12 protein-coding genes are annotated in these 15,910 nt (G+C 49.1%); 4 read left to right on the forward strand and 8 right to left on the reverse strand.

Annotated elements, in window-relative coordinates:
* Positions 1-42: 42 nt before the first annotated feature.
* The 5 genes from asnB to nagB form a co-directional block, all read right to left on the reverse strand.
* A complete protein-coding gene (gene asnB, locus ACXAD4_RS04695; protein WP_475239125.1) occupies positions 43-1,725 on the reverse strand; it encodes an asparagine synthase B in 1,683 nt (560 codons plus the stop codon).
* A 348-nt stretch (positions 1,726-2,073) separates the two neighbouring features.
* Positions 2,074-3,660 (reverse strand): cation:proton antiporter domain-containing protein, encoded by a 1,587-nt coding sequence (locus tag ACXAD4_RS04700; protein ID WP_475239127.1) that lies wholly within the window; start codon positions 3,658-3,660, stop codon positions 2,074-2,076.
* Between the two features lie 229 nt (positions 3,661-3,889).
* Entirely contained in the window at positions 3,890-5,104 is a 1,215-nt protein-coding gene (gene nagC, locus ACXAD4_RS04705; protein WP_475239129.1) for a DNA-binding transcriptional regulator NagC, read from the reverse strand.
* A 2-nt stretch (positions 5,105-5,106) separates the two neighbouring features.
* Positions 5,107-6,243, reverse strand: a complete 1,137-nt coding sequence (gene nagA, locus ACXAD4_RS04710) for an N-acetylglucosamine-6-phosphate deacetylase (protein ID WP_475239130.1) — start codon at positions 6,241-6,243, stop codon at positions 5,107-5,109.
* A gap of 14 nt (positions 6,244-6,257) precedes the next feature.
* Positions 6,258-7,058 carry a glucosamine-6-phosphate deaminase gene (gene nagB, locus ACXAD4_RS04715; protein WP_475239132.1) on the reverse strand — a complete coding sequence of 267 codons (801 nt, stop codon included), beginning with the start codon at positions 7,056-7,058 and terminating at the stop codon, positions 6,258-6,260.
* A 256-nt stretch (positions 7,059-7,314) separates the two neighbouring features.
* Here nagB and nagE point away from each other — a divergent pair, with 256 nt between their 5' ends.
* From nagE to glnS, 3 genes are all read left to right on the forward strand, one after another.
* Positions 7,315-8,805: an N-acetylglucosamine-specific PTS transporter subunit IIBC gene (gene nagE, locus ACXAD4_RS04720; protein WP_475239133.1), complete on the forward strand. Its 1,491-nt coding sequence runs from the start codon at positions 7,315-7,317 to the stop codon at positions 8,803-8,805.
* A 284-nt stretch (positions 8,806-9,089) separates the two neighbouring features.
* The gene (locus ACXAD4_RS04725) at positions 9,090-11,729 is read left to right on the forward strand and encodes a beta-N-acetylhexosaminidase (RefSeq protein ID WP_475242709.1); all 2,640 of its coding nucleotides are present in this window, start codon (positions 9,090-9,092) and stop codon (positions 11,727-11,729) included.
* A gap of 189 nt (positions 11,730-11,918) precedes the next feature.
* Positions 11,919-13,583 carry a glutamine--tRNA ligase gene (glnS, locus tag ACXAD4_RS04730; RefSeq protein ID WP_475239136.1) on the forward strand — a complete coding sequence of 555 codons (1,665 nt, stop codon included), beginning with the start codon at positions 11,919-11,921 and terminating at the stop codon, positions 13,581-13,583.
* Between the two features lie 139 nt (positions 13,584-13,722).
* Here the strand turns inward: glnS and fur are convergent, their stop codons facing one another.
* Complete coding sequence (gene fur, locus ACXAD4_RS04735) at positions 13,723-14,169, reverse strand: ferric iron uptake transcriptional regulator (protein ID WP_107298496.1); 447 nt, start codon at positions 14,167-14,169, stop codon at positions 13,723-13,725.
* 208 nt (positions 14,170-14,377) lie between these two features.
* Between fur and ACXAD4_RS04740 the strand changes: the two genes are divergently transcribed.
* A complete protein-coding gene (locus ACXAD4_RS04740) occupies positions 14,378-14,896 on the forward strand; it encodes a DUF4442 domain-containing protein (protein ID WP_475239137.1) in 519 nt (172 codons plus the stop codon).
* A 62-nt stretch (positions 14,897-14,958) separates the two neighbouring features.
* Here ACXAD4_RS04740 and fldA read toward each other — a convergent pair whose 3' ends face one another.
* A complete protein-coding gene (gene fldA, locus ACXAD4_RS04745; protein ID WP_107298498.1) occupies positions 14,959-15,486 on the reverse strand; it encodes a flavodoxin FldA in 528 nt (175 codons plus the stop codon).
* A 153-nt stretch (positions 15,487-15,639) separates the two neighbouring features.
* Positions 15,640-15,861 (reverse strand): DUF2788 domain-containing protein, encoded by a 222-nt coding sequence (locus ACXAD4_RS04750; protein ID WP_107298499.1) that lies wholly within the window; start codon positions 15,859-15,861, stop codon positions 15,640-15,642.
* Between the last annotated feature and the right edge of the window lie 49 nt (positions 15,862-15,910).

The following is a 15,910-nucleotide window of genomic DNA, read 5'->3' on the forward strand; positions in this document are numbered from 1 at the left end:
TATCGGCGGTTTTTTGTTATTCGCTCTGCAGCTATCAGCTTATCAAGCTTGTGTTTTTGCCTCGTAGGCTTCGTTGTGTACGGCTGCTACCGCACGGCCTGATGGGTCAGCGCTGTTCTTGAAGCTCTCATCCCACTCAATCGCCTTGGCACTTGAACATGCGATAGATGGACCACCCGGTACACATTTCGCCGCATCTTCCAATGGGAACAACTCTTCGAAGATCTCACGATAAGCGTAAGCTTCTTTGGTGGTTGGCGTGTTGTATGGGAAGCGGAACTTCGCCGTCTCGAGTTGCTGATCTGACACTTTCGCCTCAGCCACTTCTTTGAGGGTATCAATCCAGCTGTAGCCTACGCCGTCTGAGAACTGCTCTTTTTGGCGCCATGCTACCGATTCTGGCAGGTAATGGCCGAAGCATTCACGGACAATGTGTTTTTCCATCTTGCCGTTGCCGCACATCTTGTCTTCAGGGTTTAGGCGCATTGCCACTTCCAGGAACTCTTTGTCGAGGAACGGAACGCGTGCTTCGATACCCCAGGCGGCCATCGACTTGTTGGCACGGGCACAGTCAAACATGTTAAGTGCCAGTAGCTTACGAACTGTTTCTTCGTGGAATTCTTTGGCGTTTGGCGCCTTGTGGAAGTACAGGTAGCCACCGAACACTTCATCGGCACCTTCACCCGACAACACCATCTTGATGCCCATAGCGCGGATTTTACGCGACATTAGGTACATAGGTGTAGATGCGCGGATAGTCGTTACATCATAAGTCTCGATGTGGTAAATCACATCGCGAATAGCATCCAGCCCTTCCTGAACCGTATAGGTCAGCTCGTGGTGAACGGTGCCAATACTGTCGGCAACAACTTTCGCCGCTTTTAGATCAGGTGCACCTTCTAGGCCAATGGCAAAGGAGTGCAGGGTTGGCCACCATGCTTGCGACTGTTCATCATCCTCAATACGCTTTGCTGCGAATTTCTTGGTGATTGCAGAAATAACGGATGAGTCCAAACCACCGGACAGCAATACACCATAAGGAACATCAGTCATTAGCTGGCGCTTAACAGCTCCTTCAAGGGCTTCAGTTAGCGCCACTTTATCCGTTTTGGCATCCGCCACTGAATCGAATTCCATCCAATCACGCTTGTAATAGCGTGTCGGCTCGCCGTTTTTGCTCCATAGGAAGGAACCAGGAGGGAATTCGCTGATTGTTTTACAAACAGGAACCAGTGACTTCATTTCTGAAGCGACATAGTAGTTACCGTGCTCATCGTAGCCATGGTACAGCGGGATGATACCGATATGGTCACGGCCAATCAGGTAAGCATCTTCCTGTTCATCGTAAAGAATGAAGCCGAAAATACCGTTCAGGTAATCAAGCAGCTCTGGGCCTTTCTCTTTGTAAAGCGCCAGAATAATTTCACAGTCAGACTCGGTCTGGAATGGGTAGTCAGGTGCAAATTCAGCACGCAGCTCTTTGTGGTTGTAGATCTCACCATTGACAGCAAGGGCATGTGTTTTGTCAGCATTGTACAGAGGCTGCTCACCGCTGTTCAGGTCGACGATAGCCAGACGCTCGTGAACCAGAATGGCTTTCTCTGATGAATAAATACCAGACCAGTCAGGGCCGCGGTGGCGCATTTTTTTAGACATTTCCAATGCGGTGTGACGCAATGCTGCTGCATCACTCTTGATGTCTAGGATCCCAAATACTGAACACATACTTCCTACCCCAAAATTAACTAATGTTGCTATCCATGAAAAATGTCGGAACCAGCGTGGCGGTGAAGATAACCTGTTGTGTGGGTTTGTTTCTTCTATGCGTTAGCACTTTGTTATGTGCTAGGCAGATCTTGGCCACGTCATCGCTGTCCTTTCGTTAATTGTTAAAATTGCGTATTCGATAATAAATTGCAACCATCAATTTCAAATCAATAAACAAAAAGAGCTTTGACTGAATATTATTTAAAATAAATAAAAATAAACGAATAAAAGTTAAAGGTGGGCGATATTTTGCGCATAAAAACAAACGGCAGCCGAAGCTGCCGTTTGATCTAGGAGTGGAGAAAATTAGTTGGACTTAATTTGTGGCGTCAAATGTTCACACACATGGCGGGCGAAACCACTACCGGCTTCATGGTAGATATTGAAGGCGGCATCGACCCCAAGAGCTTTCAATTCTTCCTCTTCATCACCGTACTTGGCGATGGCGGCAATTTGGCCCTGGTAATTGCGCTCGCGGATCTGCTCGAGAGCGAAGCTGTTGGCCTGGCTGTGTGGCATTGCCAAAAGGATCAGCTTGATGTTCTGTTTGGAAATCACCCGGGCCCAGAAATCCGGGTCGGTAGCATCGCCGTGGATAACGTGGCGGCCTTGCTCTTGGTGTAGCTCGACAGAGTCTTCTCGGGCTTCGACACCAATGACATTGTTGCCATAGGTCTCTACCAGCTCGTCATAGGCCCCGCTGCCGATGCGGCCCATACCAAGGATCAGGACTTGTTTCTCACCCAAGTCAATCAAGCGATCGCTGGCATTGAGTTTCTCTGGCTCGAATTCTTTGAGCCACTTGGAAGCGTCTTTGTATAGCTTATGGCCAAGACTGTTGAGTGGCGCTGCCACCAAGAAGGAGAGGGATACTGCAATCGCAATAGCCACTAGGAAACTGCCCGGTAGCATGCCCATCTTATAGGCTAGACCGCCGACAATCAGGCCGAATTCGCTGTAATTGAATAGGGTCAGGGTACCCAGTAGGGAAGTGCGGACGCGGTAGCGGAACAGGTTGAAGATGACGTAGTAAAGGATCCCCTTGAGCGGCAACATTACCATCAGCAATAACGCCATCAGCAAGCCGTCGAGTGTCGGTTGCTCTGCCAAACCAATATTGAGAAAGAAGCAAACTAGCAGTAGCTCTTTGAAATTGAACAGCGATTTGGACATTTCCGATGACTTGGGGTGGGCAGCAAGCATCATTCCCATGATCAGTGCCCCGAGATCACCCTTCATGCCCACGAATTCAAACAGGCCGGCTCCGGCGACTAGCGCAAGGAAAACGCCGTAAAGTACCAGCATCTCACCGTGTCCGGCGCGGTCGAGAATTTTAAACAGGGACGGGCGTAGCAATGGCAAGGCAAACAGAGCCAGTGCAGTAATTTCTGGGATCTTACCGGTAGAGACGGTCAGGAAGATCACCGCAAAAATATCCTGCATAACCAGAATACCGATAGCAAGGGTACCGTAGGTGGCATTGAGTTCGCCTTTTTCCTGAAGTGCCTTGATGGCAAATACTGTACTGGAGAACGATAGGGCAAAGGCCATTAGCGCTAGTTGGGTAACATCAAGGTCGGCCATCATACCTATGCCTAATTGCTTTAGGATCAGCAGGGCAAGGGTGAATATCCCGGTTGTTAGCAGGTTATGCAGGGTCGCTCCGCCCCATATCTCCTTGGCGAGAAGGGTTTTGACATCAAGCTTGAGGCCGATGGTAAACAGCAGCAAGGTGACACCCAGATCAGCCAGCGTCGATAAAACCGGAGTTGATTCATAACCAGCAGTATTGAGGGCGAAACCTGCAACCAGAAAGCCCACCAGGGGCGGCAATTTGCACCGCAGTGCGATAAAGCCAGCCAGAAAGGCGGCGATGATATAGATAAGTTCCATGCTAGGCTGACGTTCCTTTATGGTTCTTCGCCAGGCCCAAAAGTGGATTTATGAGATGTGAGGACTGGCTGTTGGATAGGTACCTCTATCAATGAGGGTACTTTATTGATGGGCGAAATATAACACAAAGGGCAGTCTCCTGTCTGGAGACTGCCCTTAATATTTTGTAACAGGATGAATAACTTAGAAAGCTATTCAATGCTACGTAACACTCTTCAAATAGTTTGACTTACTCTTCAAGCAAGCGCTGTAGCAAGACACCGTTGAGCATTGCACGCTTGATCATGGAGAAAGCACCAATGGTCGGTTGGGTGTAGAGCTCTGATTCAACAATCGGTAGATCCTTGTTGAAGGTCGACAGCGACTGGGTTTCCACACAGCGGCGGATAGCCGGGAAAATCACATCTTTAGCGTGGGTAATGTTACCCGCCACAATGATCTTCTGCGGATTGAACAAGTTAATTGTCATCGCCAAGGCTTTGCCTAGCTGGTTGCCCACCTTGATCAAGGCTTGGCTGGCAAGCTCATCACCCTTGTTGGCTGCTTCACAGATGGCAGGCATGGTGACATCTTCCAGCTCTTGCAATGAGCTTGGGTAGCCTTGGTCCAGCAGCGCCTGAACATGGCGGATAATCGCCGGATCAGCTGCGACGGTTTCAAGACAACCGAAGTTGCCGCACTGACATTTGTCGCCCAATGGGTCGATCTGGATGTGACCAATCTCGCCGACATTGCGGTTATAGCCCAGGAATACCTGGCCGTTGACGATGATCCCGGCACCTGTACCGTGGTGGACGCTGACAAGGATAGAGTCTTTGCAGTCTTTGCTCGAACCGAAGTAATGTTCGGCCAGCGCCAAGCCGCGGATATCATTGCCAACAAAGCAGGCAACGCCATACTTTTCGGTAATAATTTCTGACAGTGGCAGGTTGTCGACATCGATATGCGGCATGTACTCAACCACACCGCTTTCTGGGTCAATCAGGCCCGGAAGGGTAATACCAAAGGCAACCAACTCACGCAGCACGTTCTGGTTGTCAGCAATGAACTTGCGGATATGCTCTAGCAAGCCATCGATGAGTTCTTGCTGGTTGGTATAGTGGAATGGGTGCGCCGTACCGACAATATGCTTGCCGCTGAGATCATAAATAGTTTGCTCGATGTAATTTCGCCCGAGGCGAATTGCGATCGAGTGGAAAGGCGCTGACTCAGTCGTCAGCGATATTGCACGCCGGCCTCCGGTGGAAGCCTGCTGCGCGACCTCTTTGATCAGGCCGCGCTCCAGCAGTTGGCGGGTGATTTTAGTAACACTTGCAGGTGCAAGCTGACTGACATCAGCTACCTGAATTCGCGATATAGGGCCTTGCAAGTCGATGAGCCGGTAAACAGCTGCACTATTTAGCTGCTTTACCAGATCAACATTACCAATTTGTCCGCCTGTCATAGTTAATTCTGCTCGTATTCACCGTTAACAACAGTCGCCCGAACCTTGTAGTCACGATCAAAAATAGCCAGGTTTGCTACCATGCCTTTTTTGATGGCGCCCAATTTCTGATCAACGCCGATAGCGCGAGCAGGGTAGAGGGTTGCCATACGAATCGCTTCGTCCAGGGCGATACCTGCATGTTCGACACTATTCTGAACCGCTTCGATCATTGTCAGTGCCGAACCACCAAGTGTGCCATTCTCATCAACACACTTACCATCTCGGTAATATACTTTCTTGCCGACAAAAATAAAGTGATCAATGTCTGCTCCTGCAGGTGCAGTTGCATCGGTGACCAAAACAAGTTTGTCGCCTTTCATGCGGTGGGCCATGCGAATGTTGGCATAATCGACATGGAAACCATCGGCAATCACGCCGGTATACACTTCAGGTGTGTCGTAAATGGCCCCTACCATTCCCGGCTCGCGGCCAGCAATTGGCGTCATCGCATTGAATAGGTGAGTAGCGAAAGTAATTCCTGAGGCAAAGCCTTTACGGGCTTCAACATAGGTGGCGTTGGTGTGGCCAGCTGATACCACGATACCGGCTTCAACCAGTTGCTCGATATGGCTATGGTCGTTTTGTTCCGGCGCTAAAGTTACCTTGGTCACTACATCGGCGTTTTCGCAGATGGTGTTGATCATCTCGTTGTCTGAGCGACGGATATGGTCAACAGAGTGGATGCCTTTTTTCATCACATTGAGGTATGGACCTTCAAGATGCAAACCTAGCGAGTGATTGTTGTACTGGCTCTGGTAGTCACGCTCTGCAGCAATGGCTGCTTTCATGTCTTCATCTGAAGAGGTGATAAGCGTCGGCAGGAAGCTGGTGCAGCCTGATTTCAGGTTGGCACGGTGCATGGTGTGGATGGTATCAGCGTTGATTTCGTCATTGAGCATGACGCCACCACAGCCATTCAGCTGGAGGTCGATGAAGCCGGGCGTAAGGTTGGCACCATCAAGATCACGGATTTTGATATCCGCAGGCAGTTCTGAAACAGGGCAGACAGCGTGAATGTTCACGCCGTCAATAATGACGGCGTGGTTATTCAGCACATCGCTACCGGTGTAAATACGGCAATTGGTTAGCGCGTACATGAATAACTCCTTAATTACAGGTGTTTGATGTTTTTAGCTTCTAGCTCTTGGAAGTACTTAACCGTCTTCACCTTCAGCTCTTGCGTAGATGGCTCATCACACACAATCAGTGATTTAGGATGAAGCTGTAGCGCTGATACTGTCCATAGGTGGTTCACAGAACCTTCAACCGCGGCTTGCAGGGCTAGCGCTTTGTTGTGGCCTGTTACCAAGATCATGATTTCTGCTGAATCTAGCAGCGTACCTACACCGATAGTCAGTGCGTACTTAGGTACCTGGTTGATATCACCATCGAAGAAACGAGAGTTCGCGATGCGGGTGTCTTCCGTCAAGGTCTTGATACGGGTACGAGAGGCTAGTGAAGAAGCAGGCTCGTTGAATGCGATGTGGCCGTCGTTGCCCACGCCACCCATAAAAAGGTTAATTTTGCCGTATGACTTAATTTTGTCTTCGTAACGCTGGCACTCAGCATCAACATCTTCTGCATTACCATTCAGCAGATTGATGTTTTCTTCTTGAATATCAACGTGATTGAAGAAGTTGTTGTACATAAAGCTGCGGTATGACTCTGGGTGGTCAGCCGGAATGCCAATGTATTCGTCCATGTTGAAGGTAACAACATGCTTGAAACTTACTTCACCTGCTTGATAAAGCTCAATAAGGCGCTTGTAAGTTGCTAGCGGGGTGCCACCTGTCGGTAGGCCCAGGACAAAAGGACGTTCCGCTGTTGGCTTAAATTTGTTAATACGATCAGCAATATAGCGAGCAGACCACAAACCTACATCTTTAGCTTCATTCAGTGGGATTAGTCTCACAGTGACACCTCATTCCATATGTAAATTACAATTAAATCATAGCGTGTTATCGCATTTGTTTTGCATGATAAAATAAGTTTTATGATCGAGCTAGCAAAATCGCCTGTTAATTACCCTTACTGGTGACTGAGATCACAAATGATGACCTTTTAATTTGCGGGGCGAAATAAAATTCTTAAACTGCAAGTAACTTAATCGGGTAGCTAAAATAAGTTATCCAACATCGAATCTAAGAAAACCATAGGGGGAACTAAGGGTGAACATTCTTGGATATTTTCAAAAAGTAGGTAAAGCGCTGATGGTGCCAGTCGCCACGCTACCTGCAGCAGCAATTCTAATGGGTATTGGTTACTGGATTGATCCAAACGGCTGGGGTGCGAACAGTGCACTTGCTGCCTTCTTGATCAAAGCTGGTGCGGCAATCATCGATAACATGTCAGTACTGTTTGCAGTGGGTGTTGCTTACGGTATGTCTAAAGATAAAGACGGTGCGGCAGCACTATCTGGTTTCGTTGGTTTCCTAGTTGTTACTACGCTACTTTCTCCTGGCGCTGTTGCTCAGATTCAAGGTATTGACGCAAGCGCAGTACCTGCGGCCTTCGGTAAGATTAACAACCAGTTCGTTGGTATCCTAGTAGGTATCGTATCGGCTGAAATCTACAACCGCTTCTCACATGTTGAGCTGCACAAAGCGCTAGCCTTCTTCTCTGGTAAGCGTCTTGTACCTATCTTGACTTCTTTTGCTGGTATCTTCATTGCGTTTATTCTGATGTACGTATGGCCAACTGTTTACGGTGGTCTAGTTAACTTCGGTGAAGGCATCCAAGGTATGGGCGAGCTAGGTGCAGGTATCTACGCATTCTTCAACCGTCTACTAATCCCAGTGGGTCTACACCACGCACTGAACTCTGTATTCTGGTTTGATGTTGCTGGTATCAACGATATCCCGAACTTCCTAGGTGGCGCGAAGTCAATTGCTGAAGGCGTAGCGACTCCGGGTGTAACTGGTATGTACCAGGCTGGTTTCTTCCCAATCATGATGTTTGGTCTACCAGGTGCTGCACTAGCTATCTACCACACGGCTAAAGCGAAGAACAAAGAGAAAGTTGCTTCAATCATGATTGCTGCAGGTTTCGCATCATTCTTCACCGGTGTTACTGAGCCGCTAGAATTCTCATTCATGTTCCTAGCACCAGGCCTATACGTACTTCACGCCTTCCTAGCGGGTATCTCTGTATACATCGCGGCGTCAATGCAGTGGATTGCTGGCTTCGGCTTCTCTGCAGGTCTTGTGGATATGATTCTGTCAACGCGTAACCCGCTAGCAACTAACTGGTACATGCTGATTGTACAGGGCCTAGTATTCTTCGGCCTATACTACGCAATCTTCCGTACGGTTATCGTTAAGTTCAACCTAAAGACTCCTGGTCGTGAAGACGATGAAGAAGCTTCTTCTGAAGTAGCTGGTTCTCAGGAAACTGGCGAGCTAGCTAAGCAGTACATCGTTGCGCTAGGTGGCGTGTCTAACCTAGAAAACATCGACGCATGTATCACTCGTCTACGTCTAACACTGAAAGACAGCAGCCTTGCTGACGAGAAGACGCTGAAAGCACTAGGTGCAATGGGTGTGGTTAAGCTAGGTTCAAACAACCTACAGGTTATCCTTGGCCCACTAGCTGAAATCGTTGCTGGCGAAATGAAAAAAGTATCGCCAAACGAAGATCTATCAGCGGTAAAACTTCCTTAATGACTTAGTCCTAAGTCATAGATAACGACCCTATCGGCCTCCATTCGGAGGCCGATATTGATTCAGACTCAACAATCACCTGTTACCTCACACCATTTAAGCGATTACCTCCCTTGTCGGCGATGCCGCGATTTCAAGGGCGATTCTCGGTGCCTGCGGTTTCAGATCATTGTTATGTTTGTTTGCCCGAGAGGGTACCAACGGTTGGTACTGCCTCGGGGTTTCGGGATAAGGAGTTACTCGTGAGAACATTCAAATTAAGCCTACTGGCCACTGTGGTTGCAATGACAGCAACAGGTTGTGCTTCAGATTCAACCCGCTCAAATACGCAGACTGATCAGCAAATTGCTGATGCATTGGCGGCAAATTTGGGGGTGAATTACCAAGTTGTCACCAATCATGGAGCAAACGAGGGACTGAAATGTCGTGAACTGGCTGCCGAGTGGGCGTCGTGTGATTTGATCAACCTGACGTTGACCAACAATGGTCCGGCTCTGAACGATACTGACTGGAAAATCTATTTTCACAGTATCCGTATGATCCTGGATGTTCAGAACGACCAGTTCAAAGTGACCCATATTACCGGTGATCTGCATACCTTGGAGCCGACGGATAAGTTCCAGGGCTTCGCGGCCGGAGAAAGTGTGGTGATCCCGTATATCGGCGAATACTGGACGCTGTTTGAAAATGACTACATGCCACGAGCCTACGTCGTGGCTGGTGACTCCGAGCCGAAGACACTGCAGAGCATGGACAGCGAAGACCCGTCGGCGTACCTGTCAGCCATTGATGGCGAGAACTGGAAGCGTACCCCTGCAGATAATAATGTTCTGGCGACGGCCCAGTCGCGCTTTGAGAAAAACAGCGATGTCGAACTGCTAGCCAAGGAAGAGCTGGCGGGAAGCATCATCCCGACACCGCTGGAAACGCGCTTGACCGGCGGCGAAGTGTCACTTGCCAACGGGATCCGTATTGATAACCAGGCAATCCCAACCCCAATGCTGGCAGCGGCCACTGAGCGCATGGCAACCTTAGGGGTGGATACCCAGGGCCAGTATCCGGTTAAGCTAGTGCTGGATCCCCTGCGCTTTGATAAGGCTCATAAGGTTTCTGGTGCCTACCAGCTCGAAGTCAGTAAAGGCAGCACAGTGATCACAGGTTATGACTACCAAGGAGCTTTCTATGGCTTGCAGTCACTGATGTCGCTGATGGGAACCGGCACCGAGCAGACAATCCCAACCTTGAAGGTTACGGATGCTCCTCGCTTTGACTACCGTGGGGTGATGGTCGATGTTGGCCGTAACTTCCACTCGAAAGACGCGATTTTGCGTACGCTTGACCAGATGGCAGCGTATAAGATGAACAAGTTCCACTTCCACCTGACAGACGATGAAGGTTGGCGTATTGAGATCCCGGGCTTGCCTGAGCTAACGGATATCGGCGGTCAGCGTTGCCATGACTTGTCGGAAACATCCTGTTTGTTGCCGCAGCTGGGATCTGGTCCGGAAAATAATAACTTTGGTTCTGGCTTCTACAGTAAGCAGGATTATCTCGATATCCTGGAATACGCCAAGGCTCGTGGTATTGAAGTGATCCCGGAAATCGACATGCCGGCCCACTCCCGCGCAGCGGTTGTAGCAATGGAAGCGCGCTATCAGCGTTTGGCCGCTGAAGGGGACTTGGCGGCGGCGAACCAGTACCGCCTGATGGATCCGCAAGACACATCCAATGTCACTACGGTGCAGTTTTACGACAAGCGTAGTTTCATCAACCCATGTATGGACTCTTCGCTGAACTTCGTTGATAAGGTGATCACGGAAGTGGCGGCGATGCACCAGCAAGCAGGCATGCCGCTCAATACCTGGCACTTCGGCGGTGATGAAGCCAAGAACATCAAACTCGGTGCCGGCTTCCAGGATATTAATACGGCCGATAAGGTGGAGTGGAAAGGCGATCTGGATTTGTCGCTGCAAGACAAGCCATTTGCTAAATCACCAATGTGTCAGCAGGCCATTGCCGATGGTGTGGTGTCGGATTACGCTCACCTGCCAAGCTACTTCGCCGAGAAAGTCAGCAAGGTAGTGACAGAGAAGGGTATTGCTAATTTCCAGGCATGGCAGGATGGCCTCAAGTACTCTGAGGACGCCAATGCCTTTGCCACCGAAAATGTCCGCGTTAACTTCTGGGATGTACTTTACTGGGGCGGTGGTGCATCCGCTTACGACTGGGCGGCCAAAGGCTACGATCTGATTGTCTCGAATCCGGATTATGTCTACATGGATATGCCATACGAAGTGGATCCGCAAGAGCGCGGTTACTACTGGGCGACCCGTGCTACCGATACCCGCAAGATGTTTGGTTTTGCGCCGGAAAACCTACCGCAGAATGCCGAAACGTCGGTTGACCGCGACGGTAACGGTTTTGCCAGCAAGGGGACTGCCGAGTTTGATGGTTTCCACGGCTTGTCTGCCCAGCTATGGAGTGAAACGGTCCGCACCGACGAGCAGTATGAGTACATGGTCTTCCCGCGTGTGCTGGCAGCGGCTGAGCGTGCTTGGCACCAGGCCGGGTGGGAGCGTGATTACCAGCCGGGAGTGGAATACAGCCAGTCGACTCAGTATGTCGACAAGGCTGCACTGCACGGTGATTGGGCGCGGTTTGCCAACCAGCTTGGCCAGCGAGAGCTTGCCAAGCTGGACGCGGCAGGGATCCAATACCGCGTACCGGTTCCGGGTGCCAAGGTTGAGGCAGGCAAGCTGCATATGAATATCAGCATGCCGGGCCTGGCACTGCAATATTCAACGGATGCAGGTGCAACGTGGCAGACCTATGATGCTAACAGCAAACCAGCAGTGTCGGGCGATGTAACAGTGCGGGCAGTGAGTGCCGATGGCAAGCGTTACAGCCGTTCTGTTGCGCTATAAATTATGCGCTAAAAATCATGATTGGCGGGTAAACCCCGCCAGTTTTGGTCGATTCTATTTGTTACCCCGCACTATTGCGGGGTTTTTTTATTCATATCGACAAACAATGTACACTATTTGTTGAGTCGGCCCCTATATTTATGGATCATAGGGGACTTAAAAATCCTGTAAGCACACGAGGTGTAATTGATGAGTGAATCTGAAGCTCGTCCAACTAACTTTATCCGCCAGATCATTGATGCGGATTTAGCAAGTGGCAAACATACAAGCGTACATACCCGATTCCCGCCGGAGCCAAATGGCTACCTGCACATCGGCCATGCGAAATCTATTTGTTTGAACTTCGGTATTGCTCAGGACTATCAGGGCCAATGTAATCTTCGTTTTGATGATACTAACCCTGAGAAAGAAGACATCGAATACGTTGAGTCTATTAAGAACGATGTTAACTGGTTGGGCTTTGAGTGGAGTGGTGAGATTTGTTACTCATCGAACTACTTCGATAAGCTGTACGGGTTTGCTATTGAATTGATTAATAAAGGCTTAGCGTACGTTGATGAGCTAAGTCCAGAGCAAATGCGCGAATACCGTGGCACACTTACTGAAGCCGGTAAGCACAGCCCATACCGTGATCGCAGCGTAGAAGAAAACCTTGAGCTGTTCGAAAAAATGAAGAACGGCGAAATCGAAGAAGGCAAGATGAGCCTTCGCGCGAAAATCGACATGGCTTCACCGTTCATGGTGTTGCGTGATCCGGTGATCTACCGCGTACGCTTCGCAACTCACCACCAGACCGGTGACAAGTGGTGCATCTACCCGATGTATGACTTCACCCATTGTATTTCTGATGCGCTAGAAGGCATTACGCACTCTATCTGTACATTGGAATTCATGGACAACCGCCGCCTATACGACTGGGTGCTGGATAACATCACTATCGATTGCCAGCCGCGTCAGTACGAGTTCAGCCGCCTGAACCTGGAATACACGGTAATGTCCAAGCGTAAGCTTAACCAGCTAGTGACTGAGAACTTGGTTAACGGTTGGGATGATCCACGTATGCCAACTATCTCAGGCCTGCGTCGCCGTGGCTTTACGTCAGCGTCAATCCGTGAGTTCTGTAAGCGTATCGGTGTCACCAAGCAAGATAACACCATCGAGATGAGCTCGCTGGAGTCTTGTATCCGTGACGATCTGAACGAGAACGCACCACGTGCGATGGCTGTTCTGGATCCGGTGAAAGTGGTGATCGAGAACTTCGAAGGCGATGCAGAAATGCTGGAAGTGGCTAACCACCCTAACAAGCCAGAGATGGGTAGCCGTTCAGTACCATTTACTCGCGAGCTGTTCATTGAGCGTGAAGACTTCCGCGAAGAAGCGAACAAGAAGTATAAGCGTCTGGTACTAGGCAAAGAAGTTCGTCTACGTGGTGCCTATGTGATCAAGGCTGAGCGTATCGAGAAAGACGAAGAGGGTAACATCACGACTATCTTCTGTACTTACGACAACGAGACTCTAGGTAAGAACCCTGCTGACGGCCGCAAGGTGAAAGGCGTGATCCACTGGGTATCTGCAGAGCAGGGTATCCCGGCTGAAATTCGTCTATACGATCGCCTATTCACGGTACCAAACCCTGGTGCTGCGGATGATTTCGTTTCTGTGATCAATCCTGAGTCACTAACTGTGATGAACGGCGTTGTAGAGCCATCATTGGTAGAAGCCGAAGCGGAGAAAGCGTTCCAGTTCGAGCGTACGGGCTACTTCTGTGCTGATAGCAAAGACTCTTCTAAAGAGAAGTTGGTCTTCAACCGCACTGTTGGTCTGCGTGATACTTGGGCGAAAATTGGCGACTAAGCGCTGAGCTTCCCCAAGACTGATATGAAAAAACCAGCCGAAAGGCTGGTTTTTTTATTGGTATACAACAACAAACGCTAAGCTGGATGAGTGGCCAAGTGTTGAGCTCCCGGCCTTATTGTTTTTTACTTGAGCTTAATTATTTTTTGTCGTGTAGTGTGCTGTCTTCCTGGCAGTTGCCCTCGGCACAGTGACCATATAGGTATAGGCTGTGGTTGGTAAGGCGAACATTGAAGCTAGCAGCGATTTCTTTTTGGCGTTCTTCGATGATCTCGTCAGAGAATTCGATAACTTTGCCGCAGTCTAGGCAGACGAGGTGATCATGGTGATGCTGTGTCGCCAGCTCGAATACAGATTTTCCGCCTTCGAAGTGGTGGCGTGTAACGATGCCGGCATCATCAAATTGGTTCAATACGCGGTATACCGTCGCCAAGCCAATTTCTTCACCGATATCGATTAGTTTCTTGTACAAGTCTTCAGCACTGATATGCTGGCAATCCGGTTGTTGTAGCACTTCCAGAATCTTTAGGCGTGGAAGGGTTACTTTCAGGCCAGCTTGCTTTAGTGCGTGATTGTTATCTGACATTGGAGTTTCCTATTGGCTACCCGTACCCTCATGGTACGGTAGTCTTTCTCTTCTTCTCTCATTATAAGTGACCTCAAGGTAACAATAAACCTTAAAACGGGTCAATCTTACTGATATCTAACTTTTCTTTTTGTTATCTAAATGTTGTTAAAATGTACGATCGCGCGTTAGAATGAACTCATCGTACCAGCTATAAGGGAATACCGCCGTGTATCGATTTTATCGCCCGGCAATCGTCAAGTTTGCCCTGAATCTCTGGCCTCCTTTCTGGGGAGCGGGAATACGTATTGTTCGCATTTCTGAGGATTTTCGCGAAGTGCAGATCAAGTTAAAGTTAAGATGGTGGAATAAAAATGCTAATCGTACTCAATACGGTGGTAGCATTTTTTCGCTGACCGATCCTGTCTATGCATTGATGCTAATTGGGATCTTGGGCAAGGAGTATTACGTCTGGGATAAACAGGCTGAGATCCATTTCATCAAGCCTGGCAATACGGATTTATATGCCGACTTTTTGATCAGCGAAGATCTTCTGAGTCAAATCTTCAAGGCAACAGCTAATGGGGACAAGTTCTTTCCTGAATTTGTGGTGCAGGTAAAAAATACCCGTGGGGATGTGGTCTCGGAGGTGAAGCGCGTGTTGTATATCCGCAAAAAACCACAGTACCGAGAGGTGCAAGACCCAGATGGCGAAGAAGCGCTGGATGAAGGGCAGGCGTTATCTTAACCCTAGAAGCACCAGACAATAAAAAACCGGGCTAGGCCCGGTTTTTCGAATCAGCGACTTAATTAGTCAGCAAGCTCTGCCAGACACATCTCATCGTAAATCTGGTTAACCCAGCTCTGAACACGTTGTTCAGTCAGCTCTGGCTGGCGGTCTTCGTCAACACATAGGCCGACAAAGTGGTTGTCGTCAACTAGGGCTTTAGAAGCTTCGAACTCAAAACCTTCGGTAGAGAAGTGACCTACGATAGTTGCACCGCGGCCTTCTACGATCTCACGTACTGTACCCATCGCATCACAGAAGTACTCAGCGTAGTCTTCCTGATCGCCACAGCCAAAGATTGCTACAAGCTTGGTTGAGAAATCAATTTGCTCTAGCTCTGGGAAGAAATCATCCCAGTCACACTGTGCTTCACCGTAGTACCAAGTAGGGATACCTAGCAACAGTAGGTCAAAGTTGTCGATATCTTCTTTGCTGCATTTTGCGATATCTTTAACTTCAACTAGCTTTTTGCCCAGTTGTTTCTGGATCATTTTAGCGACCGCTTCTGTGTTACCAGTGTCGCTACCAAAGAAGAGTCCTACACTTGCCATAGTAGAATTTACCCGTAATTAATGTTGACCGTTAGCTTACTTGCCAACGATAGAAATAGCCTTGTCAGGAGTATACCCTGACGGTCAGTGGTTGCGGTATCTAAAGTCAGCGCGTTGCTGCTTTTGGCAACCAATGAAAGTATTCGTTCAGTTTTAGCCGATGCCTGCGCCTTCCCAGCTGATTTGGATAAGGCCTTTGGTAATAAATCCGGCACATCCAAGGAAAAGGACCAGCCAGACGATTTTTCGGCCAAAAGGCGGAACATTGCCTTGTTTTAGCACATCTTTAATGGCCATGCCGATAAAGAAAAATATCGCGGCAAAGAGCAAATCCAGCCCAATAGATTCAAGCAAATCCATGTGCTCATACAACATTTGTGTCTCCTTTCCACATTATCGTCACTTTTGAGCCAGACGCGAACTA

The sequence above is a fragment of the Photobacterium sp. AWH4_225 genome (genome assembly GCF_056158405.1).